The sequence below is a fragment of the Kitasatospora sp. NPDC004289 genome (genome assembly GCF_053602875.1).
Genome location: NZ_JBSGEL010000014.1, coordinates 80577 through 103765, shown reverse-complemented (window position 1 = coordinate 103765; position 23189 = coordinate 80577). Strand labels below are relative to the sequence as shown.

At 73.1% G+C, this 23189-nt stretch carries 17 protein-coding genes; 6 read left to right on the top strand and 11 right to left on the bottom strand.

Annotated features, from left to right (window positions below; genetic code table 11):
* Positions 1-46 precede the first annotated feature (46 nt).
* Together ACWEPF_RS12345 and ACWEPF_RS12340 are read left to right on the top strand one after the other, a co-directional pair.
* Positions 47-2416 (top strand): immune inhibitor A domain-containing protein, encoded by a 2370-nt coding sequence (locus tag ACWEPF_RS12345; RefSeq protein ID WP_452172531.1) that lies wholly within the window; start codon positions 47-49, stop codon positions 2414-2416.
* A 276-nt stretch (positions 2417-2692) separates the two neighbouring features.
* Entirely contained in the window at positions 2693-4471 is a 1779-nt protein-coding gene (locus ACWEPF_RS12340) for a helix-turn-helix domain-containing protein (RefSeq protein WP_452172530.1), read from the top strand.
* Positions 4472-4706: 235 nt separating this feature from the next.
* Here the strand turns inward: ACWEPF_RS12340 and ACWEPF_RS12335 are convergent, their stop codons facing one another.
* The 7 genes from ACWEPF_RS12335 to ACWEPF_RS12305 all read right to left on the bottom strand — a co-directional run bounded on the left by ACWEPF_RS12335 (position 4707) and on the right by ACWEPF_RS12305 (position 15001).
* Positions 4707-6503: a glycoside hydrolase family 36 protein gene (locus ACWEPF_RS12335; RefSeq protein WP_452172529.1), complete on the bottom strand. Its 1797-nt coding sequence runs from the start codon at positions 6501-6503 to the stop codon at positions 4707-4709.
* A 142-nt stretch (positions 6504-6645) separates the two neighbouring features.
* Positions 6646-9009, bottom strand: a complete 2364-nt coding sequence (locus ACWEPF_RS12330; RefSeq protein WP_452172528.1) for a collagenase — start codon at positions 9007-9009, stop codon at positions 6646-6648.
* 249 nt (positions 9010-9258) lie between these two features.
* Positions 9259-10272, bottom strand: coding sequence for an ABC transporter ATP-binding protein (locus tag ACWEPF_RS12325; protein ID WP_452172527.1), 1014 nt, complete (start codon positions 10270-10272; stop codon positions 9259-9261).
* Positions 10269-11264, bottom strand: a complete 996-nt coding sequence (locus tag ACWEPF_RS12320; RefSeq protein ID WP_452172526.1) for an ABC transporter ATP-binding protein — start codon at positions 11262-11264, stop codon at positions 10269-10271. Before ACWEPF_RS12320 ends, ACWEPF_RS12325 begins: the two co-directional genes overlap by 4 nt.
* Positions 11261-12250: an ABC transporter permease gene (locus ACWEPF_RS12315; RefSeq protein WP_345279547.1), complete on the bottom strand. Its 990-nt coding sequence runs from the start codon at positions 12248-12250 to the stop codon at positions 11261-11263. The genes ACWEPF_RS12320 and ACWEPF_RS12315 overlap by 4 nt, the downstream gene beginning before the upstream one ends.
* Positions 12247-13254 (bottom strand): ABC transporter permease, encoded by a 1008-nt coding sequence (locus ACWEPF_RS12310; RefSeq protein ID WP_452172525.1) that lies wholly within the window; start codon positions 13252-13254, stop codon positions 12247-12249. Before ACWEPF_RS12310 ends, ACWEPF_RS12315 begins: the two co-directional genes overlap by 4 nt.
* A 13-nt stretch (positions 13255-13267) precedes the next feature.
* Positions 13268-15001 (bottom strand): ABC transporter substrate-binding protein, encoded by a 1734-nt coding sequence (locus ACWEPF_RS12305; RefSeq protein WP_345279551.1) that lies wholly within the window; start codon positions 14999-15001, stop codon positions 13268-13270.
* A 278-nt stretch (positions 15002-15279) separates the two neighbouring features.
* Here ACWEPF_RS12305 and ACWEPF_RS12300 point away from each other — a divergent pair, with 278 nt between their 5' ends.
* Complete coding sequence (locus tag ACWEPF_RS12300; RefSeq protein ID WP_452172524.1) at positions 15280-16713, top strand: aminopeptidase P family protein; 1434 nt, start codon at positions 15280-15282, stop codon at positions 16711-16713.
* A gap of 22 nt (positions 16714-16735) precedes the next feature.
* Positions 16736-17107 carry a MerR family transcriptional regulator gene (locus tag ACWEPF_RS12295; RefSeq protein ID WP_345279554.1) on the top strand — a complete coding sequence of 124 codons (372 nt, stop codon included), beginning with the start codon at positions 16736-16738 and terminating at the stop codon, positions 17105-17107.
* Positions 17108-17114: 7 nt separating this feature from the next.
* Here the strand turns inward: ACWEPF_RS12295 and ACWEPF_RS12290 are convergent, their stop codons facing one another.
* The 3 genes from ACWEPF_RS12290 to ACWEPF_RS12280 form a co-directional block, all read right to left on the bottom strand.
* Positions 17115-18125 carry a nitronate monooxygenase gene (locus ACWEPF_RS12290; RefSeq protein WP_452172523.1) on the bottom strand — a complete coding sequence of 337 codons (1011 nt, stop codon included), beginning with the start codon at positions 18123-18125 and terminating at the stop codon, positions 17115-17117.
* 162 nt (positions 18126-18287) lie between these two features.
* On the bottom strand, positions 18288-18920 hold the full coding sequence (locus ACWEPF_RS12285) for a response regulator (protein WP_452172522.1): 633 nt from the start codon (positions 18918-18920) through the stop codon (positions 18288-18290).
* Positions 18917-20125: a sensor histidine kinase gene (locus tag ACWEPF_RS12280; protein WP_452172521.1), complete on the bottom strand. Its 1209-nt coding sequence runs from the start codon at positions 20123-20125 to the stop codon at positions 18917-18919. The genes ACWEPF_RS12285 and ACWEPF_RS12280 overlap by 4 nt, the downstream gene beginning before the upstream one ends.
* Positions 20126-20307: 182 nt before the next feature.
* On the opposite strand from ACWEPF_RS12280, the gene ACWEPF_RS12275 reads away from it, so the two are divergent.
* Together ACWEPF_RS12275 and ACWEPF_RS12270 are read left to right on the top strand one after the other, a co-directional pair.
* A complete protein-coding gene (locus ACWEPF_RS12275) occupies positions 20308-21381 on the top strand; it encodes an ABC transporter permease (protein ID WP_452172520.1) in 1074 nt (357 codons plus the stop codon).
* Positions 21378-22073 (top strand): ABC transporter ATP-binding protein, encoded by a 696-nt coding sequence (locus ACWEPF_RS12270; protein WP_452172519.1) that lies wholly within the window; start codon positions 21378-21380, stop codon positions 22071-22073. The genes ACWEPF_RS12275 and ACWEPF_RS12270 overlap by 4 nt, the downstream gene beginning before the upstream one ends.
* A gap of 77 nt (positions 22074-22150) precedes the next feature.
* Here ACWEPF_RS12270 and ACWEPF_RS12265 read toward each other — a convergent pair whose 3' ends face one another.
* Entirely contained in the window at positions 22151-23098 is a 948-nt protein-coding gene (locus ACWEPF_RS12265; RefSeq protein ID WP_452172518.1) for a quinone oxidoreductase family protein, read from the bottom strand.
* Between the last annotated feature and the right edge of the window lie 91 nt (positions 23099-23189).

Genomic DNA, 23189 nt, shown 5'->3' with positions numbered 1-23189 from the left:
CTCACCCGACCACCCCCGTCCGGAAAGGACCGGTCAGTTGCGCAGAATGACCGCAGCGGCCCTCGCTGCACTGACCACCAGCGCGATAGCGGCCTCGCTGATCGGCAGCGGCATCGCCGCCGCCGCCCCGCTCCCCACTCCCCCCGTCCAGTCGCAGGACGCCCAGGCCGGCGGCGGGCTGGAGGCCAAGGAGGCCCCGCAGGCCCCGCTCGCCCCGCAGGAGAAGGTCCGGCAGGCGCTGCGCACCAAGGCGCTGGAGCAGCTCAACAAGGGCGCCGTGGCGAAGACTTCGGCGAAGACCGCGCCGAAGCAGGTGAAGATCGGCAACGACTTCGTCCAGCTCGCGCAGGAGCGCAAGGACAAGGTCTTCGTCATCCTGGCCCAGTTCGGCGACCAGGTCGACAACACCACGCTGTACAACGGCGTCCCCCGCTACGCCGGCACCCCGGGCCCGCGCCACAACGCGATCCCGAAGCCGGACAAGAGCGACACCCACACCTTCTGGAAGAACGACTTCTCCAAGTCGTACTACCAGCAGATGTTCTTCGACGACACGGCCGGCGCCAACTCGATGCGGAACTACTACCGCACCCAGTCCTCGGGCCGGTACGACATCGAGGGCACCGTCTCCGACTGGGTGACGCTGCCGTGGAACGAGGCGCGCTACGGGTCCAACAAGGGCCCGCAGGGCGGCGGTGCGTGGACCCAGGCGCACGAGTTCATCCGGGACGCCACCAAGGCCTGGTACGACGGCGAGATCGCCAAGGGCCGCACCGCGCAGTCGGTCAAGGACGAGCTCAAGCAGTACGACGTCTACGACCGCTACGACTTCGACAAGGACGGCAACTTCAACGAGCCCGACGGGTACATCGACAACCTCGTGGTGGTCCACGCGGGCGTCGACGAGACCTGGGGCGGCGGCGCGCAGGGCGGCGACGCCATGTGGGCGCACCGCGCCTGGGCCCTGCCGGACCCGTCCGGCCAGATCGGTCCGGAGGGCAACAAGATCGGCGGCGCGCCGCTCGGCGACTCCGGCCTCTACGCCTACGACTACGTGCAGGGCGGCGAGAACTCGGGCGTGGGCCTGTTCTCGCACGAGTACGGCCACAACCTCGGCCTGCCGGACCTGTACCCGACCAGCGGCGGCGACAACAGCGTCAACTTCTGGTCCCTGATGTCCTCGGCCTCGTACCTGGGCAAGGGCAAGAACACCACCGGCGAGTACCCCGGTGACCTGGACGCCTGGAGCAAGCTGCAGTTCGGCTGGCTCAACTACGACGACGCGCAGGCCGCCACCCGGTCCAGCCACGCGCTCGGCGTCAGCGGCTACAACACCGACCAGGCCCAGGCGGTGCTGGTGCACCTGCCCCCGGTCACCAAGACCACCACGCTGGCCGACCCCTTCGAGGGCGCCTCGCAGTGGTACAGCGGCACCGGCGACTACCTGGACAACTCGCTCTCCCGCACGGTCGACCTGACCGGGAGGACCGGCAGCGCGAACCTGTCGGCGGCCACCTGGTACGACATCGAGCAGGACTACGACTTCCTGACCGTCGAGGCCAGCACCGACAACGGCAAGACCTGGAAGGCCCTGGGCGGCACGGTGGACGGCTCGCCGATCACCAACACCGCGGCCAACGTCCCCGGCTTCAGCGGCACTTCGAACGCCTGGCGGCAGGTGGGCATCCCGCTCACCGCCTACCTGGGCCAGAAGGTGCAGCTGCGCTTCCACGTCACCTCGGACTCCAACACCCACGGCAAGGGCGTGCTGGTCGACGCCGTCAAGATCACCGCCGGTGGCGTCGAGATCCTCAACGACGGTGCGGAGAACGGCAACCAGGACTGGGTGCTGAACGGCTTCACCCCGCTCAAGGGCAAGGACTCCGTCAAGGAGCACCCGCGCGCCTACGTGGTGGAGAACCGCCGCTACGTCGGCTACGGCGCCTTCCTGAAGACCGGCCCGTACAACTTCGGGTACTCCGGGGTCGCGGGCAAGACCAACGTGATCGACACCTACCCGTACCAGGAGGGCGTCCTGATCTGGCTCTGGGACACCAGCTACCTGGACAACAACACCAAGGACCACCCGGGCGGCGGCCTGATCCTCCCGATCGACGCCCACCCGCAGCCGATGAAGTTCTCCGACGGCACCCTGGTGAACGGCCGCGCCCAGACCTACGACGCGACCTTCTCGCTCCAGCCCACCACCGAGTTCACCCTGCACAAGGCCGGTGTGCTGAACGCCTTCCCGTCGAAGCCGGCCGTGCCGGTCTTCAACGACCGCACCGGGGTCTACAGCGACCCGGCGCTCCCGCAGCACGCGGTGGCCGTCCCGAACACCAACACCAAGATCGAGGTCGTCCGGGAGACCCAGGGCGGCAAGCTGACCACCGTCCGGGTCGGCCCCGCCTCCTGACCCACCCCCTGCACCACCCTCGCTGACCACCCGTCAGCAGCACGCACCGGAGCCCCGGTCCGCACACCCTGCGGACCGGGGCTCCGGCCGTGGTGCGTACGATCGGCGCAGGTCGACCGGGGGGACGGCGCGCCTGAGGGAACGTCATCGCGACGGCAGGCACGGCCGGGGCTCACGTAGCAGCGCGTGTACCGAGGAGGGGCCTTGCCCACTGTGGGGTCACTGACCGATGTGCCGGGATTGCGGCTGATCGGCGGGACGGGAGCGGAACGTTCGGTGACCGGGGTCGCCGAACCCGACGAGGAGGTGGCGGACCGCCTGGTGCGGGTGCCGCCGCAGGCGACGGAGCGGGACTTCGCCCGGCTGGCCGCCGGGCGGGCGGCGGCCGTGGCGGTCACCGCGGCGGAGCCCAGCGAGGGGCACCGGGCCGGGGCCGCGCGGCACGGCCTGGCCCTGCTGGCGGTCGAGGACGAGCGGAGCTGGCTGCGGGTGGCCCGCCGGATCGGCGACGCCCGGCTGCGTGAGGTGCAGGGCGAACAGGCCGAGCTGGCACAGCTGTTGGCCCACCTGCGGGAGCCCGGCGGGCGGGCCGACCAGCGGCTGGAGCGCCTGGTGGAGTGGCTGGCCCGGGCGGTCGGCGGCCCGGTGCGGCTGACCACCGGGCGGCCGGGCGAGCCCGCCGTGACGGCCCCGGCCGGGACGGAGCACCTGCTCGCCGCCGCCGCGCCGACGGTGCGCGAGCTGACGGACGGCCGGCTGCGGTCGGCCGCCCTGGACGCCGGCCCGCTCCGGGTGCGGCTGACCACGGTCGGCGGCAGCCGGCCGTACCCCGTCCTGGCGGTGGGTCGCACCGAGCCCTTCGACGCCCGGGCCGCCGCCCTGGTCGCGCACGCCGCCGACCTGATCGCGCCGCTGGTGCGGGTGCGGCAGGCGGAGGCGGACCGGGAGCGGCTGGAGGAGGTCAAGGCGGCGCTGCGGGTCGCGGTCTTCCAGTTGCTGATGGGCGGTGAGGTGACGCTCGCCCAGCGCACCGGGGAGGGCCTCTCCCCCGGCCTGCTGGACGCCGAGGAGCAGCGGGTCTACGTCCTGGAGGGTCCTGCGCCGGAGCGGGACGAGCTGGCCCGGCGGTGCCGGGAGGCGCTCGGCCCCACCGCGCTGGTGGTCCGCTGCCCGGCCTACGAGCAGCACCTGATCGTGGTGGCGCCGCTGCGGGAGGACGGCACCCGGCAGGAGGAGCAGGAGGGCTGGGACCGGGTCGGCCTGACGCTGCGCGAGTTCGTGGCCGGGCGCCCGGACCGCTCGCTCGGCGGCAGCGGCCGGCTGCCGCTGGCGCAGACCGCCGGCTCCTACGGGGACGCCACCCGGGCGCTGGCGGTGGCCCGGCTGCGGCCGGGGCGGGCGGCGCTGTACGCCGCCGAGAGCCGGCTCGGCCAGGTGCTGGAGCCGCGCGGTGCGGCGCGCTGGGCGGAGGAGGTGCTGCGCCCGCTGCACGCACTGCCGCTGAGCGGGCGGGACCAGCTGCTCGGCACCCTGCACCTGGGCCTGGAGTTCCCCGCCGTGAGCGCCGGGCGCATCCTCGGGGTCAGCCGCAACACCGTGAAGGCCCGGCTGGACCGGGCGGCCGCGCAGCTCGGCCTGGACCTGGCCGGGGTGGCCGGCCGCACGGTGCTGCACCTGGCGCTGCAGGCCTCCACCTCGGTGGCCGCCTGCGCGGTGGCCGCCGGGGCGGGCCTCCCGGCGCCCGGCCTGGGCGAGCTGCTGGCTGCCGCCCCGGTGGCGGACTGGGCCGACGGGCTGCTCGGGCGGCTGGCGGAGGACGGCCGCGAGCTGCGCTCCACCCTGCTGGCCTGGGTGCGCGCCGACCTCGGGGTGGAGCGGGCCGCCCGGGAGCTCGGACTGCACGCGCAGACCGTCCGGGAGCACCTGCGGGCGGCCGAGCGGCTGCTGCAGCGGCAACTGCTCGCCGGGGGCGGCGGGGTGTACGAGGTGGTGCTGGCCTTCGCCGCGCTCGGGGAGCTGGCGCTGCCCGAGCCCGGGGTGACCGTGCACAGGTGACAGCTCCCGCGGCGGCGACCGTGCACTCGTGCGGTACCTGACGAGGTGTCGGCGGGCGTACCGTCGGGGACACGAGCTCACCAGGCGGGTCCCGCTGCTACGGTTCCCTCCGTCGGACCCGCCTGGTGCACAGAGGTGTTCACCGGGCGGGGGCACCACCCCGCCCGGTGGACAACGGGGGCGGCCCGGTCCGGAGGTCCCCCACCCTCCGAACCGGGCCACGAAAGCGCCGGTGTCAGCCCCGACGGAGCGTCAGCAGACCGCCCAGCGGCACGTGCACGGTGAACTCCACGCCCTCCACCGAGGCCGTGGTCGCGGCCACCTCGCCGCCCAGCGCGTCCTGCACCAGCACCGAGAAGCGTCCCGGCACCCGGTCGAAGACCAGCCGGACCAGGGTGTCCGCCTCGGCGTTGGCCAGCAGCAGCGACTCCCACTCCCCGGTGACCCGCACCGGCAGCGCGCCGTAGCGGCCGAAGGCCAGCGCCCCGCCGTCCCGCGCCTCGATCAGCGGGTAGGCCAGCTCGGGGCGGTGCGGGCGGAACTCGGCGCGCTGCAGCAGGTCGCGGTGCTCGCGCATGACGGAGAGCCAGAACCGCACGGCGGCCAGCTGCTCCGGGCTCTGCGCGGACAGGTCCACCGAGACCTGGGCGGTGGCGAACAGCACCGAGATCAGGAAGACCGCGATCTGCGCGGGCTCCTCCGCCGGGTGCCAGGTGAGCGGGTCGGCGTGCACGGCCAGCGGGCCCGCGGTGAGCCGCAGGTCGGCGCAGCGGACCCGGTTCTCGGTGGCGTTGTGCGGGCAGTCGGTGGCCCGGACCATGGTGGCGTACGGCCACAGGCCGGGGCCCATGTACTGCTGGCGGTGCTCGATCAGCACCTCGGGCCGGGTGGCCCGCAGCCGGGTGTCCAGCTCCTCCAGCAGGCGGCGGACGCCCTCGGCGACCTCGGTGCAGTCCGGGTCGGGCGAGGCGGTGGTGGCCTCGCGCAGGAAGGTGTCGATGAAGTCGATCTTCAGGCCGTCCACCCCGTGCCGCTCCACCGCCGCGGCGAGGCGCTCGACCTGGTGGGCCCGGACCAGCGGGCTGCGCGGGTCGAGCACCGAGGTCTCCAGCATCGGCAGGTGGGCCAGGGTGTGCGGGGCCAGCTCGGCCTGGGCGGCGCTGCGGTCGCCGAGGAACGGGAGCGCGTGCCAGAGCAGGTAGTTGAGCCCCAGCTTGCGGATCCGGTCGACGTGGTCGGCGAAGTCCGGGAAGCCGGCCGGGGCGGGCTGCCAGTCGCCGGTGGTGGCGTAGGAGCGGCCCACCTCGTCGGTCTGCCAGCCGTCGTCCACGATCAGCGCGCCGAACCCGAGCGGGGCGGCCAGCGCGGCCAGGCGCTCCACCTCGGGGGCGGTGATGGTCAGGTGCAGCGCGTACCAGGTGCAGAAGACCGGGTCGAAGGCGGCGTCCGGCACGGTGGAGGCGGGCAGCGACTCGGCCCACCAGGCGGCGCAGTCCCGGACGGTGTCGGCGAAGTGACGGCCGCTCAGGTCCAGGCGCAGGCGCAGCGGGCCCTCGTGCTCGACCCAGAAGCTGAAGTCCCCGGTCTCCTCGACCGCGCCCTCGCCGATCGAGACCGGCAGCACCGTCTCACCGGCCGCGAAGGTGCACAGCGCGGCGTCGGCGGTGCCGACCAGGCTGCCGACCGGGGCGCCCTTGGGCAGCGAGGCGGTCCGGGGCAGCGCCCAGGACGGGGGCAGCCAGCGGGTGCCGCTCAGCGGGGTCCAGTAGCCGGTGGCGCCGGTGCAGGGCAGCCGCCACTCGATGCGGGTGCGCACCGGCCCGTCGTCGGTGGGGAGTTCGGGCGCGGCCTCGACGACCACCACGCCGGGCTCGGCCTGCGGGACGACCCGGACCGCCAGGTGGGCGGCGCCGACGGCCACGGCTCTGGCCCGGACCCCGGGCAGGCCGAGGTTGACCTCCGCCACGGTCTCGGTCCGGCCGGAGGGGTGGGCGCTGCCGTCCCAGCTGAGCGGCTGGGGTGCCTGAGTCACGTCAGTCGTGCCTTTCGTGGGACCCGCGCGGTGCGGCCGCGGAAGCGGTAGGACGGCCGCCCCGCGCGGGAGTTGATGGGTTGGACCCGGTCGGACGTGGCCCGCCGTCACGGTTCCCCGCCACGTCCGACCGGGGGTCTGGTCACCTGCGCAGGGGTCCCTCGCAGGTGTAGCTGGAGGTGCCGGCCTTGCCGCCCGGCCATACCTCGACCGGGCCGAACCAGCAGTTCATGTCGTCCAGGTTGTTGGCGACGCCCTTGGTCCGGGTGAGGACGAAGTAGTCCACGGTCGAGGACATGTCCTTGAAGAGCTGGTCCGGATCGGCCGCGTTCGCCAGGTTGGCGGTGATCCGGCCCTCGCAGACGAAGCGCATCGGCTTGTTGGCCCAGTCGCCGTTGTCCTTGCAGGTGGGCGTGTTGGCGGTGGCCGAGGCGATCGCGGCCTGCACCTCGGAGGCGTAGGCGTAGCGCAGGTAGCCGTTGGCGGTGAACGAGGTGCTGGGCACGTACAGGTCCTGGACCCGGGCGCTCTGCGCCGTCAGGAAGGCGTCGTAGCCCGCCTGGAGCGCCTGGTCGGCGCCCATCCGGTCGCGCCAGGCGTCGAAGCCCGCCGGGTCGTCGGCCCGCATCAGCGCGTACATGGCGCGCAGCTCGGCGGGGCGCTCGGCCCAGAGGTACTCGAAGAAGGTCCCGGCGTAGTTGTAGAAGTGGAAGGCCGGGGCGTCGTCGTACCGGGCGTGCAGCAGCTCCGCGACGCTCAGGCGGGGGATGCCGGCCGCCTCGTCCCGGGCCAGGGCGGCGACCAGGGCCTGACGGACCTTCACCCCGCCGTCCCGGGTGGAGCCGTCGAAGAACTCGGCGGTGCCCTCGTCCATCGCGGTGAGCCGGTCGCCGGCGTACCAGCGGGCGTCGCCGAAGTAGCCCGGGGTGGCCCAGCGGCCGTTCAGGTAGTGGACGTACTCGTGCCGGAAGAGCTCCTCCAGCGTCAGGTACGACTCGGCGGTGGTCCGCTGGTAGGTGTAGAAGGTGGCGCCGCGCTCGATGTAGATGCCGCCGTTGGCGGTGCCCATGCCGGTGAGCAGCGGGTGGTAGAGCTCGTAGGCCGAACGGGTCGGGTAGAGCCGGATGTTGAGGGTGGCGTTCGGGTCGCCGTCGAGCGGGGCGTCGGTGCCGAGCACCCGCAGGAACTGGGTCTTGACCTGCTTGCTCGCGTAGTACATCCGGTCGACGGTGGCCCGGTCCAGCGAGGTGCGGACCTGGATGGCGCCGTTGTCGTAGCTGTAGGTGTAGGGGAACACCTGGGCGTCGTACTTGGCCGCGCAGACGTCGTACTGCTGGCAGACGCCGAAGGCGTTGGCCCAGCCGACCACCTTCACCCAGGGGCCGGAGAGCTCGCCGAAGACCCGGGCGGTGGTGGAGAGCAGCCACCCGAGCTCGCCGACCACCCCGGCCTTCAGCTCGGGGAGCTCGCCGAAGCGGCCGTACTCGGCCATCGCGTCCCGGGCCAGCCACTCGTTCTGGGTGCCCTTGAGGTGGCCGTACCCGGCGAAGTCGCGGAACGCGCTCCGGTAGGAGGCGTCGGCGGTGACCTGCGCGAGGAAGGCGGCGTCCCGGTTGTTGACGCCCAGGTAGTTGAGGTTCAGCGCGGCCAGGCCCGCGGTGCCCCAGGCCCAGCTGTCGGCGACCCGGGTGCCGGGGCCGAACTTGGCCAGCACCCGCTTCGCCAGGGCGAGTTGGTACTGCCGCTGGCCGGTGGAGCCGGCCGCGATGGTCATCTCCCGGGTGGTCAGCCCGGCCTGGTCGGTGTCGGCGAAGGCCAGCGGGGCGGCGGCCCAGGCGTCCACCGCGCGCCGGACGGCGGCGGCCGTGGCGGTCTCGGTGATGTCGATCCCGGCCTGGGTGAAGTCGTGGTACGCGGCCGCGTGCAGGAAGTAGAACAGCTCGTACAGGTGGGCCCGGCCGCTGCCGTCCTCGGCGGGCACCTGCTGGACGATCCGGTCGGCCACCGCCCGGACGTGGGCGCCGTCCATGGTGACGGCGAAGCGCGCGTCCCAGGTCCAGAGCAGGGACTTGAGGCAGTCGTCGCCCTTGACCGCGGGGTCGGTGAGGAAGTCGGCCAGCTGGGCGGGGCCGAGACCGGTCAGGCCGTCCAGGGTGCAGGGCACCCCGGCCGCGGTCCGCACCACGGCCGTGGGGGCGGCCAGTTCGGCGGCGGTCGGGGCGGGGGCGCCGACCCGCTGGGGCATCGCGCCCGGGAACGGCGTGCCGCCCAGCGAACCGCCGCCGGGAGCGGGCGCGGAGGCGCCGGTACGGGCCACCGCGTCGCCGAGGTGCGCCAACTCGTCGTATCCGCTGTGGGGTTGGGGATCGGCCTGGAAGGTGGCCGGGGCCGTGACGGGGGCGGGCTGGGTGGCCGCCTGCACCGTCTGGACGGCCGGAAGGGTGAGGGCCGCGGCCAGGGCGGCCGCGAGCAGCGCTCTGCGCGCCGTTCGGGGGGAGGTTCGCACGGGGGGCTCCAGTGGGGGATGGAGGTGGGGCGGTGTCCGCTCGGACGTGGGTGCGGGCCGGATCGGGTGGGGCCGTCGGCCCGGTCTCCCGGAGGACCGGGGAGCTCGTGGGTGGAGCAGGTGATGCGGGTGGAGCGGGTGGTGCCCGGCCCGGGCCGCCGTCCCATGGGGAGGAGGACGGCGGCCGGGGCCGGGGGCCGGGGCTCCCGACGCGCGGTCGGGCCCCGGAGCGGAGGGGCTGACGCGGGGTCAGGCCTCGGGGAAGTGGCAGGCGGCCTGCCGGCCGCCGCCGGTGGCGGTGATCTGGAGCAGCGGCCGCTCGGTGCGGCAGATCTCCTGCGCCTTGGGGCAGCGCGGGTGGAAGGTGCAGCCGCTCGGCGGGTTGGCCGGGCTGGGCGGGTCGCCCAGCAGCACGATCCGCTCCCGGCGCCGCTCGGCGGCCGGGTCGGGCAGCGGCACCGCGGAGAGCAGCGCCTTGGTGTACGGGTGGGCCGGGTTGTCGTAGACGTCCTGCTTGTCGCCGATCTCGACGATCCGCCCGAGGTACATCACCGCGACCCGGTGGCTGATGTGCTTGACCACCGCCAGGTCGTGCGCGATGAACACGTAGGCCACGCCCAGCTCGCGCTGGAGCCGCTCCATCAGCCCGACGATCTGCGCCTGGATCGAGACGTCCAGGGCGGAGACCGGCTCGTCCGCCACCACCAGCTCCGGGCGGGTCGCCAACGCCCGGGCGATGCCGATGCGCTGGGCCTGGCCGCCGGAGAACTGGTGCGGGTAGCGCTCCAGGTGCTCGGGCGCCAGCCCGACCAGGTCGACCAGGTCGCGGACCTCGCTGCGGATCGCCGCGGTGGCCAGGCCCTGGGCGCGCAGCGGGGCCGAGATGATCTGCTGGACGGTCTGCCGCGGGTTCAGCGAGGCGAACGGGTCCTGGAAGATCATCTGCAGCTTGCTGCGCAGCGGGCGCAGCTCGCGCTGCCCGGTGCGGGTGATGTCCGCGCCCTGGAACGAGACCTGACCGGCCGTCGGGTCCAGCAGCCGGACCAGCATCCGCCCGGTGGTGGACTTGCCGCAGCCGGACTCGCCGACCAGGCCCAGGGTCTCGCCGGCCCGGACGTCGAAGCTGACGCCGTCCACCGCCTTGATCCCGGCGCTGCGGCGCAGGCCGGAGCGCGGGCCCGGGAAGGTCATGCCCAGGTTCTCGGCCGTCAGGATGGTCCCGGTGGCCCGGGCGGCCTCGGTGGTCACTTCGGTGGTGGTCATGCCGTCACCCCGTCGAGGTCGGCCGCGTCACGGACGCAGGCGTTGCGGTGCTCCGGGGCGACCAGGCGCAGCGGCGGGCGGCCGGCGGTGCAGAGCTCGCTGGGCTCCGCCGCGTAGACCTGGCAGCGCGGTTGGAAGGCGCAGCCGGGCGGCGGGTTGAGCAGCGAGGGCGGGGAGCCCGGGATGGAGCGCAGGGCCTCCCCCTCCGGGGCGTCCAGCCGCGGCAGCGAGTCCAGCAGCCCCCGGGTGTACGGGTGCCGCGGGGTGGTGAACAGCGTGTCCGCCGGGGCCTGTTCGGCGGCGGCGCCGCCGTACATCACCAGGACCTCGTCGGCCACCCGGGCGATCACGCCGAGGTCGTGGGTGATCATCATGACCCCGAGCCCGCGCTCCTGCTGGAGCTTCATCAGCAGCTCCAGCACCTGGGCCTGCACGGTGACGTCCAGTGCGGTGGTGGGCTCGTCGGCGATGATCAGGTCCGGCTCGCAGGAGAGCGCGAGAGCGATCATCGCGCGCTGGCGCATGCCGCCGGAGAACTGGTGCGGGTGCTCCCCGGCCCGGCGGGCCGGCTCCGGGATGCCCACGTCGCCGAGCACCTCGACGGCCCGGGCCCAGGCGGCCTTCCTGCTGCCGCCGAAGTGCTCCCGGTAGGCCTCGGAGATCTGGTCGCCGATGGTGAAGTACGGGTGCAGCGAGGTGAGCGCGTCCTGGAAGACCATCGCCATCCGGCGGCCGCGCAGCTTGCGCACGGTCTCGTCGGGGGCGCCGATCAGCTCGGTGCCGTCGAACTTCACCGAGCCGGTGACCTTGGCACCCCGGTGCAGGCCCATCACCGCCAGCGAGGTGACGGACTTGCCGGAGCCGGACTCACCGACGATCCCGAGGGTCCTCCCCCGTTCGACCGTGAAGTCGACGCCCTTGATCGCCTTGACGACGCCCTCGGCGGTGTTGAACTCGACTTCGAGGTTGGTGACTTCGAGCAGTGCGGTCATGAGAGCCTCGCCCTCGGGTCGATCCAGGCGTACATCAGGTCGACCACCAGGTTGGAGGTCACGATGAAGAACGAGGCCAGCAGGGTGACGCCCATGATGACCGGCTGGTCCGCCTTGTTGAGCGAGTCGGCGAAGAGCTTGCCGACGCCCGGGAGGCTGAACAGCTGCTCGGTGATCAGGGCCCCGGCCAGCAGGCCGCCGAGGTCCAGGCCGAGCATGGTGGCCACCGGGGTGAGCGCGGGCCGCAGCCCGTGCCGCCCGACCACCCGGCGCTCCCGCAGGCCCTTGGCCCTGGCGGTGCGCACGAAGGGCTCCTCCATCGTCTCGATGACCGAGTTGCGGGTCATCCGGGCGTAGAGGGCGGCCGAGAGCAGCGCCAGCGTGATCCACGGCAGGATCAGGTTGCGCAGCCAGCCGACCGGGTCCTCGCCGAAGGCGATGTACCGGGGCAGCGGCATCAGGCCCAGCACCGAGACCACCACGTAGAGCAGGATCATCGCGGTGAAGTAGACCGGCAGCGCGGCGATGCCGATGGTGGCCACCATCACGGTGCGGTCGATCCAGGTGTTCCGCTTGAGGGCGGAGACCACGCCGGCCGAGATGCCCAGGGCCAGCCAGCAGACCGCCGCGCCCAGCGCCAGCGAGGCGCTGACCGGGAAGCGGTCCATCATCAGGTCCCAGACCGGCTGGGCGCTCTGGAAGGAGTAGCCGAAGCAGGGGAAGTCGCACTGGACCGCGTACGGCCCGCTGCCCAGGGTCTGGCCGGCGAAGATGCCGACCAGGTAGCGGCCGAACTGGACGATCAACGGGTCGTTCAGGCCGAGCTGCTGACGGACCATCTCGATCCGCTCGGTGGAGCAGTCCTTGCCGCAGAACTGGGCGGCCGGATCGGCCGGGAAGAGGTAGAACACCGCGAAGGTCAGCGCGCAGATCACCAACAGCGTGGCGGCGATGCCGACCAGACGGCGGATCAGGAACCAGATCACGCCTTGCCGCCCTTCGGGTCGAGGGCGTCGCGGAGCGCGTCACCGATCAGGGTGAAGCCGAGGACCACCAGGAAGAGGCAGAGGCTCGGCAGGACGAAGAACATCGGGTCGACCTTGTAGTACTGCACCGAGTCCGCGATCATCTGGCCCCACGAGGGGGTCGGCGGCCGGACGCCGACGCCGAGGAAGGTGAGGGCCGCCTCGGTGCCGATCAGGCCGGGGATGGCCAGCGTGACGTAGACGATGACGGTGCCGGAGAGGTTGGGGAGGATCTCGGTGAGCAGGATCCGGCCCGAGGAGGTGCCGCTGGCCCGGGCCGCCTCGACGTACTCGCGGTGCTTGAGCGAGAGCGTCTGGGCCCGGATGACGCGGGCGATGTAGGGCCAGCTGAAGACGCCCATCACGATGATCAGCAGCAGCACCCGGTTGACGTCCCGGGCCACCGAGAGCAGCGCGATCATGAAGATCAGGGTGGGGAAGGACATCATGACGTCCATGAACCGGCTGATCATGGTGTCCACCCGGCCGCCGAAGTAGCCGGCCAGGATGCCGAGGGTCACCCCGATCACGGTGATCAGGGCCGCCGAGGCGAAGGCCACCAGCAGGCTGATCTGGGCACCGTAGAGCAGGCGGGCGAAGATGTCCCGGCCGAGGCCGGGCTCGACGCCCAGCCAGTGGTCGGGGCTCATCCCGCCGAAGCTGCCCTTGGGCAGGCCGCCGAGGTAGGAGTTGATGGCCTTCTTGTCGGTGTCGGCCGGGCCGTGGCCGCTGATCATGGTGATCAGCGGGGCGAGCAGGGCGACCAGGACGAAGAAGGCGATGATGCCGAAGCCGGTCAGCGCGGCCTTCTGGCGGCGCAGCCGCTGCCAGGCCAACCGCCATGGGGAGGCGGGGGGTTGAGCGGTGGTGGAGGCGGGGGCAGCGGGACTGGCCGCCGCCCCCGCTCCCCCGGTCCCGTCGGTGCCGTCGGCACCGGCCCGGGACGGAGAGAGCGGGGCGGTCATGCGGACTCCCGGGTTACTTGACGGACTTCAGGCCGATGACGGCGTAGTCGACCTGGCCGGCCCACACGGGGTGGGCGAAGGCGCCGGCGATGTTGGAGCCGACCAGCAGCGGCTTCTTGGCCCAGGCCAGCGGCACGGCGGGCGACTTGTCCATGATCGAGGAGTCCAGGGCGAGCCACGCCTTGTCGGCCTCGGCCTTGTCGCTCAGGCCGGCGATCCGGTCCAGCTCGGCGTTGGTGGCCGGGTCGTTGAAGCGGGTGACGTTGCCGAAGTTGCCCTTGTCCTTGATGATCTTGCCGTCGTAGATCATCGGCAGGAAGGTGGCGGCCGACGGGTAGTCGGGGCACCAGCCGCTGATCGACAGACCCGTCTGCTTGGTCTTGTCACCGACGATCGAGTTGACGGCGGTCGGGTCCACCACGTTGATGGTGACGTCGACGTTGACCTTCTTCAGCGCCGCCTGGACGGCCTCGGCCTGCTGCTTGCCACCGGTGGAGGTGGTGAGCTCGGTCTTGAAGCCGGCCGCCTGGCCCGCCTCGGCCAGCAGGGCCTTGGCCTTGTCGACGTCGCCGCCCGGCTTGATCTTGAAGTGGTCGACCGACTTGCCGTCGGTGAGCACCGGCGGCAGGTAGGTGGTGGCGATGTCGACGAAGGCCGGACCGCCCTGGGCCGCCTGGAACGACTCCTTGTCCACCGCGTACTGCATCGCGAGGCGGACCTTGGGGTCGTTGAACGGGGCCTTGCTGTTGTCCATCTGCAGCGAGGTGGTGCAGCCCGCGTTCTCGGAGATCAGACGGGCCTTCAGCTCCGGGTTGGTGAGCACCTCGCTGATCTTCGACGCGACCAGGTCGACGTAGGAGAGCGAGTTCTTGTCCTCGCCCTGGTCGGCGATCAGGCGCTCGGCCACACCGGTGCCCTTGAGGGTCTGGTCGACCACGATCTTGTCCGGGTACGCCTTGCGGACGGTGTCGGTCTTCTCGTCCCAGAAGGTGTTGCGGACCAGCACCATGCGCTTGCCGCGGTCGTAGCTCTCGATCTTGTACGGACCGGAGGAGACCGGGTGGTTGCTGTAGTTGGCGCCCGCCTCCTTGGCCTTCGGCACCGGGGCGAAGGTCGGCAGCGTCACGGTGTAGCCGAACTCGGCCACCGGGCGCTTGAGGTGGAAGACGATGGTCTTCTCGTCCGGGACCTCGATGGACTCCTTGCCGAGGCGCTGGCCGGTGAGCGGGCCCTTGTAGTCCTCGGGCGCGTTCAGGTAGACCCGGGCGTAGTCCGGGCCGCCGGGGAGCTCCGGCGAGTAGGAGCGCTCGACGTTGTACTTGATGTCGTCGGCGACGATCGGGGTGCCGTCCTCGTACTTGAGGCCGTCCTTCAGCTTGAAGGTCCAGGTCTTGCCGCCGTCGCTGGACTGGCCGAGGTCGGTGGCCAGGTCCGGCTCGATCTTCAGGCCCTCGGCGCCGGGCGCCGCCTTGAAGGTGGTGAGGGTCCGGTAGAGGACGCGCACGCCGAAGTCCATCACCGGCATGGTCCAGTTGCGGGTCGGGTCCAGCTGGTCGAAGTCGGTGTTCGACAGCAGGTTCAGGGTGCCGCCCTTGACGGGGGTGCCGCCGATGATGCCGTCGCCGGCCGTGACGACCGGCTTGTCCGTGTCGTCGGAGGACGAGCCGGTGCTCGAACAGGCCCCGAGGCCGAGGGTGAGTGCTGCCGTGATCGCGGTCGCGAGCGCGGCGTGGATGCGCCTGGTCATGTGCAACTCCGCAGTGGAAGGCCGCAGTTGCGGCCTTGGTCCGCCCCGGGGCTGATCCGGGGCCACCAGGAGTGCTGCCCGCCGGGGTCTAGCCGCTCCAAGGTGTGACCCGTAACATAGTAATGTGAAATTGCACTGGCAAGAGATGGAGCGGGCCGTTACCGACCTGTGTCCCTCCAGCCCCTCAACTCCCGCCACGCGCAAGGAAACACTGCACGTCAGACCCGTACGTGCGTAACAGCACCACCACCGTCCAGTCCGGCGAAGGAGCCGCAGCCGTGTCCGACCCCCGCCCCCTCAACACCGGCAGCCACGACCTGCCCGTCTCCCCCGCGCTGGACGCCTTCATGGGCACCGGCTGGGCCGCCACCCCGCTGCCCGCCACCGACCGGGTGAACGGCTACGCGTTCATGCCCGCCCGCCGGGCCAGGCTGGCCGCCGCCTTCCCCGGGGAGCGGCTGGTCGTCCCCGCCGGCCAGTTGAAGGTCCGCAGCAACGACTGCGACTACCGCTTCCGCCCGCACAGCGCCTACGCCTGGCTCACCGGCCTCACCGGCGAGGAGCAGGTCGGCCACGTCCTGGTGGTCGAGCCGAGCGGCGAGCCGGTCCTCTACCTGCGCCCGCGCTCCCCCCGCGGCGGCGGCAGCCCCTACGGCTCCGAGTTCTACCGCGACCGCCGCTACGGCGAGTTCTGGGTCGGCCGCCGCCCCGACCTGGACGAGGCCGCCCAGCTCACCGGCATCCGCACCGCCCACCTGGACGAGCTGGAGGACCTGCTGAAGGGTCCTCAGGCCCCCACCCGCCTGCTCGGCGGCGTCGACCCGCTGCTGGACGCCGTGCTGCCGGCCGACGCGCAGCTCGCCTCTACGCTCTCCGAGCTGCGGCTGGTCAAGGACAGCTGGGAGGTGGAGCAGCTCCAGCTCTCCGTCGACCTCACCACCACCGGCTTCGAGGACGTCGTCCGCGCCCTGCCGCTCGCGCTGAAGCACGGCCGCGGCGAGCGCTGGCTGGAGGGCACCTTCAACCTCCGCGCCCGCGCCGAGGGCAACGGCACCGGCTACGACACCATCGTCGCCTCCGGCGCCCACGCCTGCGTGCTGCACTGGATCCGCAACGACGGCGCCCTCGACCCCTCCAAGCTGCTGCTGCTCGACGCCGGCGTGGAGACCGACTCCCTCTACACCGCCGACATCACCCGCACCCTCCCGCTCAGCGGCACCTTCTCCCCCGTCCAGCGCCAGGTCTACGAGCTGGTGCTCGCCGCCCAGGACGCCGGCATCGCCACCCTCAAGCCCGGCGCCAGCTTCCGCGACTTCCACCGGGCCGGCATGCGGGTGATCGCCGAGGGCCTGGCCGACTGGGGCGTGCTGAAGATCAGCGCGGACGAGGCCATGCGGGAGGACAGCGGCCTGTTCCGCCGCTACACCCTCTGCTCCAGCGGCCACATGCTCGGCCTGGACGTCCACGACTGCGCCAAGGCCCGCGCCGAGACCTACCTCGACGGCAAGCTGGAGGAGGGCCAGGTCCTCACCGTCGAGCCCGGCCTCTACCTCCAGCCCGACGACGAGACCCTGCCGGCCGAGCTGCGCGGCATCGGCGTCCGGATCGAGGACGACCTGGTCATCACCGCCGACGGCGCCAGTCTGATGTCCGGCGCGCTCCCGCGCTCGGTGGCCGGTATCGAGGAGTGGATGGGCACCCTGCTGGGCTGAACCTCCTTGCCATCATGGATCCATGACGGACACCGACGTTGAACTGACCCCGGCTCAGGCAGTCGCCGAGTCGGGGTTCAGTCTTGACACCCTGCGGTACTACGAGAAGATCGGCCTGCTCGGTGAGGTGCGCCGCTCGGCCAGCGGCCACCGCCGCTTCACCGCCCACGACCTGGCCTGGCTGGGCGTGCTGCGCTGCCTGCGGGACACCGGGATGCCCATCGCCGACATGCGCGACTACGCGGAGCTGGTCCGGGCCGGGGACTCCACGGTCGCCGCGCGGCTGGCGGTCCTGGAGGCCCACGACGAACAGGTCGAGGCCCAGATCCGGGAACTCCAGCGCCAGCGGCAGGCGATCCGCGACAAGATCGCCTACTACCGCGAGGTCCTCTGAGGCCCCGTCAGGCCATCTGCTCGAAGGCTGCCGTGAGCTCCCGGGTGAGCGCCTCGGCCGGGCCGGTGCGGGCCAGGTGGTGGGCGGTGCCGGCCCACAGGTGCATCGCCTCCAGGTCGCCCCGGGCGGTGGCGGCGGCCCGCAGCGGTGCCGTCAGGTGGTGCACCTCCGGGTAGCCGGTCGGGGCGAGCGGGCCGTAGCGGTCGATGAAGGCGTTGCGCAACCCGCGGGCCGGGCGGCCGGTGAAGGCCCGCGTCACGGTGGTCGGGCCGGGGTGCCCGGCGAGTGCCTTCTTGTAGGGCTCGTTCGCCCCGGACTCGTCGGTGCGCAGGTAGGCGGTGCCGATCTGCGCGGCCACTGCTCCGGCCTCGCGGACGGCGACGAGTGACGGGCCGTCGGCCAGGCCGCCCGCCGCGATCATCGGCAGGCCCGCCGTTCCGATCTCGCGGAGCAGCGCGGGCAGCGGAGTGGTGCCCGGCACCGCGTCCGCCCGGTGGGTGCCGCGGTGGCCGCCGGCCTCCGGGCCCTGCACGCAGAGCGCGTCCATCCCCCGCGCGGCCGCGGCGAGCGCCTCGTCGAGGGTGGTGACGGTGGCCACCTGGTACGTGCCCGCCGCCCGGAACGCCGCGGCTTCGGCTGCGCTCGGCAGCCCGAAGGTGTACGAGACCACCGCCACCGGATCCGCCAGCAGCAGCGCGGTCTTCTCCTCCCACCCGTCCCGGTCCGGCCCGAGCTCCTCCGGCAGCACCACCCCGTACCGCTCGGCCTCCGCCCGCAGCACCTCCCGGTACGCGGCCACCGCCGCCGGGTCGGAGGGCACGTCCGGCACGAACAGGTTCACCCCGAACGGACGGTCCGTCAGCTTCCGGGTCTCGGCGATCTGCTCCCCGAGGGCCCCGACCGTCTTGTACCCGGCCGCCAGAAACCCCAGCCCGCCCCCCTCGTTGACGGCAGCCACCAACGCGGGCGTGGACCCACCCCCGGCCATCGGAGCAGCAACAATCCTCGGCAGTCGCATGCCTCCACGGTAGTGGTGATGCCTCTGGGGCGCGGGGAACTGCGCGAGTACGGAAGGCGGACCAGCGTGAGATCGGGGCACGCGAGCCAGTTGCACGTACTGCCGTCCCCCAGCGCGCAGTTCCTCGCGCCCCTGGGTCGCTGCCCTACCGCCCCGCCTGCCTCACGCGGGCCTGATCAGTCCGCTCGCAAGGCCCGAGGCGATCGCCGCCGTGCGGCTGTCGACGCCCAGCTTGTCGTAGATGTGCACCAGGTGCGTCTTCACCGTCGCCTCGCTGATGAACAGCCGCTTGGCGATCTGCCGGTTGGCCAGCCCCTCCGCCAGCAGCTGCAGGATCTCCGCCTCCCGCGGGGACAGCGTCGGCCGCCCCGCCCGCACCCGCCCCAGCAGCCGCGCCGCGACCGGCGGCGCCAGCACCGTCTCCCCGCGGGAGGCGGCCTTCACCGCCGCCACCAGCTCCTCCGGCGGGGCGTCCTTCAACAGGTAGCCCGTCGCTCCCGCCTCGACCGCCGACAGGATGTCCGCGTCCGTGCTGTACGTGGTGAGGATCAGCACCGCCGGCGGGTCCGGCAGCGCGGTGATCCGCCGGGTCGCCTCGACCCCGTGCATGCCCGACCCCATCTGAAGGTCCATCAGCACCACGTCCGGCCGCTCCGCCAGCCCCTCCAGCACCCGCAGCGCCTCGGCCCCGTCGGCAGCCTCCCCCACCGCCTCCAGCTCCGGCAGCTCGTCCACCATGGCCCGCAGCCCCCGCCGCACCACCGGGTGGTCGTCCACCAGCACCACCCGGATCACGACGCCTCCCGCATCATCACGCTCTCCGCCGTCTCGATCGCCCGCAGCGGCAGCGACACCGCGACCACCGTGCCCTCCCCCGGTGCGGACTCGACCGTCAGGCTGCCGCCCAGCGCGGCGATCCGCTCCCGCATCCCGTGCAGCCCGAACCGGGCCCGCCCCGCTTCCGGGAGGGCCTGCGGGTCGAAGCCCACCCCGTCGTCGAACACGTCCAGCGTCACCTCGTCGTCCAGGTACGTCAGGGTCACCGCGACCGCCCTGGCCCGCGCGTGCCGGACGGCGTTGGCCAGCGCCTCCTGGGTGAGCCGCAGCAACGCCACCTCCGCCTCCACCGGCAGCGGGTACGGCTCGCCGTCCAGGTGGAACGCCGCGCCCTGACCGGCCGTCAGCCGGCGCAGCGCCTCGCAGAGGGTGGCGTCGTCCAGGGCCGGCGGCGTCAGCGCCTGCACGAACCTGCGCGCCTCCGCCAGGTTCGCCGAGGCGGTGGCCCCGACCTCGGCGATCCGCTCCCGGGCCGTCGCGGCCCCGTCCGGCAGTGCGGACTCCGCCGACCGCGCCAGCAGCACGATGCTGGACAGCCCCTGCGCCAGGGTGTCGTGGATCTCCCGGGCCAGCCGCTGACGCTCCGCCAGTCGTCCGGCCTCCCGCTGGGTGGCGGCGAGCTCGCCGCGGGTGCGCACCAGGTCGTCGATGAGGCGCTGCTTCTCCCGGCTCTCCCGGTAGAGCGCGGCGTAGCCGTAGGCGGTGAGCAGGGCGACCACGGCACCGGCCACCGGGCCGAGCACCTTGGGCGTGGTCAGGCCGCCGTCCGTCCCGGCCTGGGCGGCGACCACCACGGCGGTCAGCCCGGCCACCGAGAGCACGGCCCAGCGGACCGGCATCAGGTGGAGGCAGACGAAGTAGAGCGGAAAGGCCAGGTAGCAGAACTCGGGGTGCTGGAGCGTCAGCCCGATCCAGAGCAGCAGCACCGCGCCGAACCAGACCCAGGCCCAGCGCCGGTCGGTGCGGACGGCCTCCACCGCCCCGCCGCTCAGGTAGACGGCGGCCAGCACCATCGCGGTGATCACCGCGCCGGGACCGAGGTTGCCGACCGCCAGGCCGCGCGCGAGCAGCACCACGAGCAGGGCGGCGAACAGCCCGTGCAGGGCGAAGTTCATCAGCCGCAGCGCGGGGGTCGCTCCGGGGTGGGGTTCGGTGGCGGTCACGCCTTCCGAGGGTACGGGGTGGCGGTGGCGGCTCAGGCCGCCACGGCATCAACCGTTCGATGGATTCCGGAGTGCATCCCCCGCAGGAGTGGACTCCCCTTCCTCTCCCTGATGGAACGGAGCCCGCGCGCCGACAGGGTGGAGGAGTCTGAACCACTCCGTTCTTCCCCGAGAGGGTCACCGTGTTCGTCGCACTACGGGACATCCGTTTCGCCAGAGGGCGCTTCGCCCTGATGGGCGCGGTGGTCACCTTGATAACCACACTGGTCGTCTTCCTCTACGGCCTCACCGGCGGGCTCGCCTCCGCCGCCTCCTCCACCGTCGCCGAGCTCCCGGCCGACCGGATCGTCTTCGGCGCCCCCGCCGGGGCCGCGCCCACCGTCTCGTTCAGCAACTCCACCGTCTCCCCCGAGCAGGCCGCCGCACTGGCCGCCGCCCCGGGCGTGAAGTCGGCGCAGCCGCTGGGCATCTCGATGACCAGGCTGACGGGCAGCGCGGCCGCCGCCTCGGTGAGCGTGTTCGGGGCGCCGGGTGCGCTGCTGCCGCCGTTGGAGTCCGGCGCCCAGCCCGCGGACGGGCAGGTCGCGGTCGGCTCGGACGCGGCCGAGGAGTACCACCTGACGGTCGGTCAGCAGGTGAAGCTGGGCCCCGTCCAGCTCACCGTCTCCGGCATCACCGCGCCCCGCTCGTACGGGCACGCGCCCACCGTGTGGACCACCGTGGCGACCTGGGAGCGGGTCAGCAGCCAGACCCAGCCCACCGCGCTGGCCCTGGACGTGGCCGGCGGCACCGACCTGTCGGCAGTGGACGCGGCCCAGGGCACCGAGACGGTTTCGCTCTCGGACGCGCTGGCCGGGATCAACGGCTACTCGGCCGAGCAGGGATCGCTCCAGATGATCCAGGGCTTCCTGTTCGCGGTCAGCGCGCTGGTGGTCGGGGCCTTCTTCACGGTCTGGACGGTGCAGCGCAAGCCCGACATCGCGGTGCTCAAGGCGGTCGGCGCGAGCAGCGCCTACCTGGTGCGGGACGCGCTCGCGCAGGCGGCCGCCGTGCTGCTCGGCGGGGCGCTGCTGGGCGGGCTGCTCGGCGGGGTCGGCGGGCTGTTCGCGGCCTCGGCCGTGCCCTTCGACGTCAGCTTCCTGAGCGTCTTCGTGCCCGTCACCGCGATGGTGCTGCTCGGCCTGCTCGGGGCCGTGCTCGCCGTCCGCCGCATCACCTCCGTCGACCCGCTGGCCGCGCTGGGAGCCAACCGATGACCGCCACCGCCACCGCTGTCCGTACCGGCCTCGCGCTGGAGGACGTCACCCTCACCTACCCCGACGGCGAGGCCCGGCTGACCGCCCTGGACGCCGTCTCGCTGGCGGTCGCCCCCGGCGAGTTCACCGCCGTCGCCGGGCCGTCGGGCTCCGGCAAGTCCTCGCTGCTGGCGGTGGCCGCCACTCTGCTGCGGCCGGACTCCGGGCGGGTGCTGATAGACGGTCAGGAGGTCGGCGCGCTCGGCGAGAAGGCCCGGGCCGCGCTGCGCCGGGAGCGGCTGGGCATCGTCTTCCAGCAGTCCAACCTGCTGGCCTCGCTGACCGCCGTCGAGCAGCTGCTGGTCCTGGAGTCCGTCCGCGGCGGCTCCGTGCGGGCCGCCCGGGCCCGGGCCGAGGCCCTGCTCGCCTCGGTCGGCCTGGACCCGGCCAAGCAGCGCCGCCGTCCGCACCAGCTCTCCGGCGGCGAACGCCAGCGGGTCAACATCGCCCGCGCGCTCTTCGGCTCCCCGTCCGTCCTGCTGGTGGACGAACCCACCTCGGCCCTGGACCACGAACGCGGCGCCCAGATCGTCGAGCTGCTCGCCGAGATCACCCGCGAGCACCGCACCGCCACGGTCATGGTCACCCACGACCGCGACCTGCTGGGCCGGGTCGACCGGGTCCTGGAGATGCACGACGGCCGGCTCTCCTGACCCTCCGGCCGCCACCGCGCCGCCGGCCGACCGCCGTTGGGGAGGCCGTCGTCGGGGGGCCTCCGTCGGCGGCCGGGTCAGGTGATCCGGACGAGGCCCTTGCCCCGGGTGCGGCCGGACGCCAGCTCGGCCACCGCGGCCGCCGCGTCCTCCAGCGGGTGCTCGGCGGTGACGTCCACCCGGACGGAGCCGCCGGCCACCAGCGCGAGGGCACGGGTGACGCTCGCGGCCAGCCGGGCGGGGTCGGTCCGGCTGAGCAGTTCGCCGTTGTAGGTGAGCACGGACTGACCCCGCATCAGCAGTCCGGTCACCGGGACCTCGACCGGCGCCGCCCCGGCGATGTCCCCGTAGGCCACCAACCGGCCGTGCGGGGCGAGCAGTTCGAGGCTCGCGGTCCGGGCCGCCCCGCCGACCGGGTCGAGGACCACGTCGAACTCCGCGCCCTCGAGGGCGGCCGGGAACTCCTCCCGGGTCACCAGCCGGTGGTAGCCGAACCGCCGCGCGTACGCGGCCCGCTCGGCGCTGCCGACCACGCCGGTCAGCTCCCCGGCCCCCGCCAGGGCGGCGAACTGCACCGCCAGGGTGCCGACCCCGCCGGCCGCGGCGTGGATCAGCACCCGGTCGCCGGGGCGCACCCCGGCCACCCCGTTGACCAGGTCGTACGCGGTCGGCGCGGCCCAGCCGAGTGCCCCCGCCGTCCGCGCGTCGACTCCCGCCGCAGGCACCGCCAGTACCGCCGGCGCCAGCACCACCTCCGCGAATCCGCCCCCGCCGACCAGTGCGACGACCTCCTCGCCGACCCGGCCGGCCGGCACGCCCTCACCGACCGCAACGATCCGGCCCGCGACCTCGAAGCCGGGCACGAAGGGGCGCGGGACGGGGAAGTGACCGTCGCGGACCAGCACGTCGCCCCACTGGACGCCCGCGTAGGCGACCCGGACGGCCACCTGGCCGGGCCCGGGTACCGGCTCGGCGAGCTCGGTCGGGCGGAGGTGGCCGTCGACGTCCAGGACAGCAGCCTTCATCACGTTTCAACTCCTTGGGTCGACTCAGTAACCTGATACCGAAGAACCTAATGAGTCTCAGGTAATTGAGTCAAGCAAGAAAGTTGAGACA

Excerpts from the sequence above, each read along its gene's own strand:
- ACWEPF_RS12290 (WP_452172523.1), bottom strand. The coding sequence starts at position 18,125 with ATGCGACTGCCGAGGATTGTTGCTGCTCCGATGGCCGGGGGTGGGTCC.
- ACWEPF_RS12345 (WP_452172531.1), top strand. The coding sequence starts at position 47 with ATGACCGCAGCGGCCCTCGCTGCACTGACCACCAGCGCGATAGCGGCC.
- ACWEPF_RS12265 (WP_452172518.1), bottom strand. The coding sequence starts at position 23,098 with ATGAAGGCTGCTGTCCTGGACGTCGACGGCCACCTCCGCCCGACCGAG.
- ACWEPF_RS12310 (WP_452172525.1), bottom strand. The coding sequence starts at position 13,254 with ATGACCGCCCCGCTCTCTCCGTCCCGGGCCGGTGCCGACGGCACCGAC.
- ACWEPF_RS12305 (WP_345279551.1), bottom strand. The coding sequence starts at position 15,001 with ATGACCAGGCGCATCCACGCCGCGCTCGCGACCGCGATCACGGCAGCA.
- ACWEPF_RS12325 (WP_452172527.1), bottom strand. The coding sequence starts at position 10,272 with ATGACCACCACCGAAGTGACCACCGAGGCCGCCCGGGCCACCGGGACC.
- ACWEPF_RS12270 (WP_452172519.1), top strand. The coding sequence starts at position 21,378 with ATGACCGCCACCGCCACCGCTGTCCGTACCGGCCTCGCGCTGGAGGAC.
- ACWEPF_RS12295 (WP_345279554.1), top strand. The coding sequence starts at position 16,736 with ATGACGGACACCGACGTTGAACTGACCCCGGCTCAGGCAGTCGCCGAG.
- ACWEPF_RS12320 (WP_452172526.1), bottom strand. The coding sequence starts at position 11,264 with ATGACCGCACTGCTCGAAGTCACCAACCTCGAAGTCGAGTTCAACACC.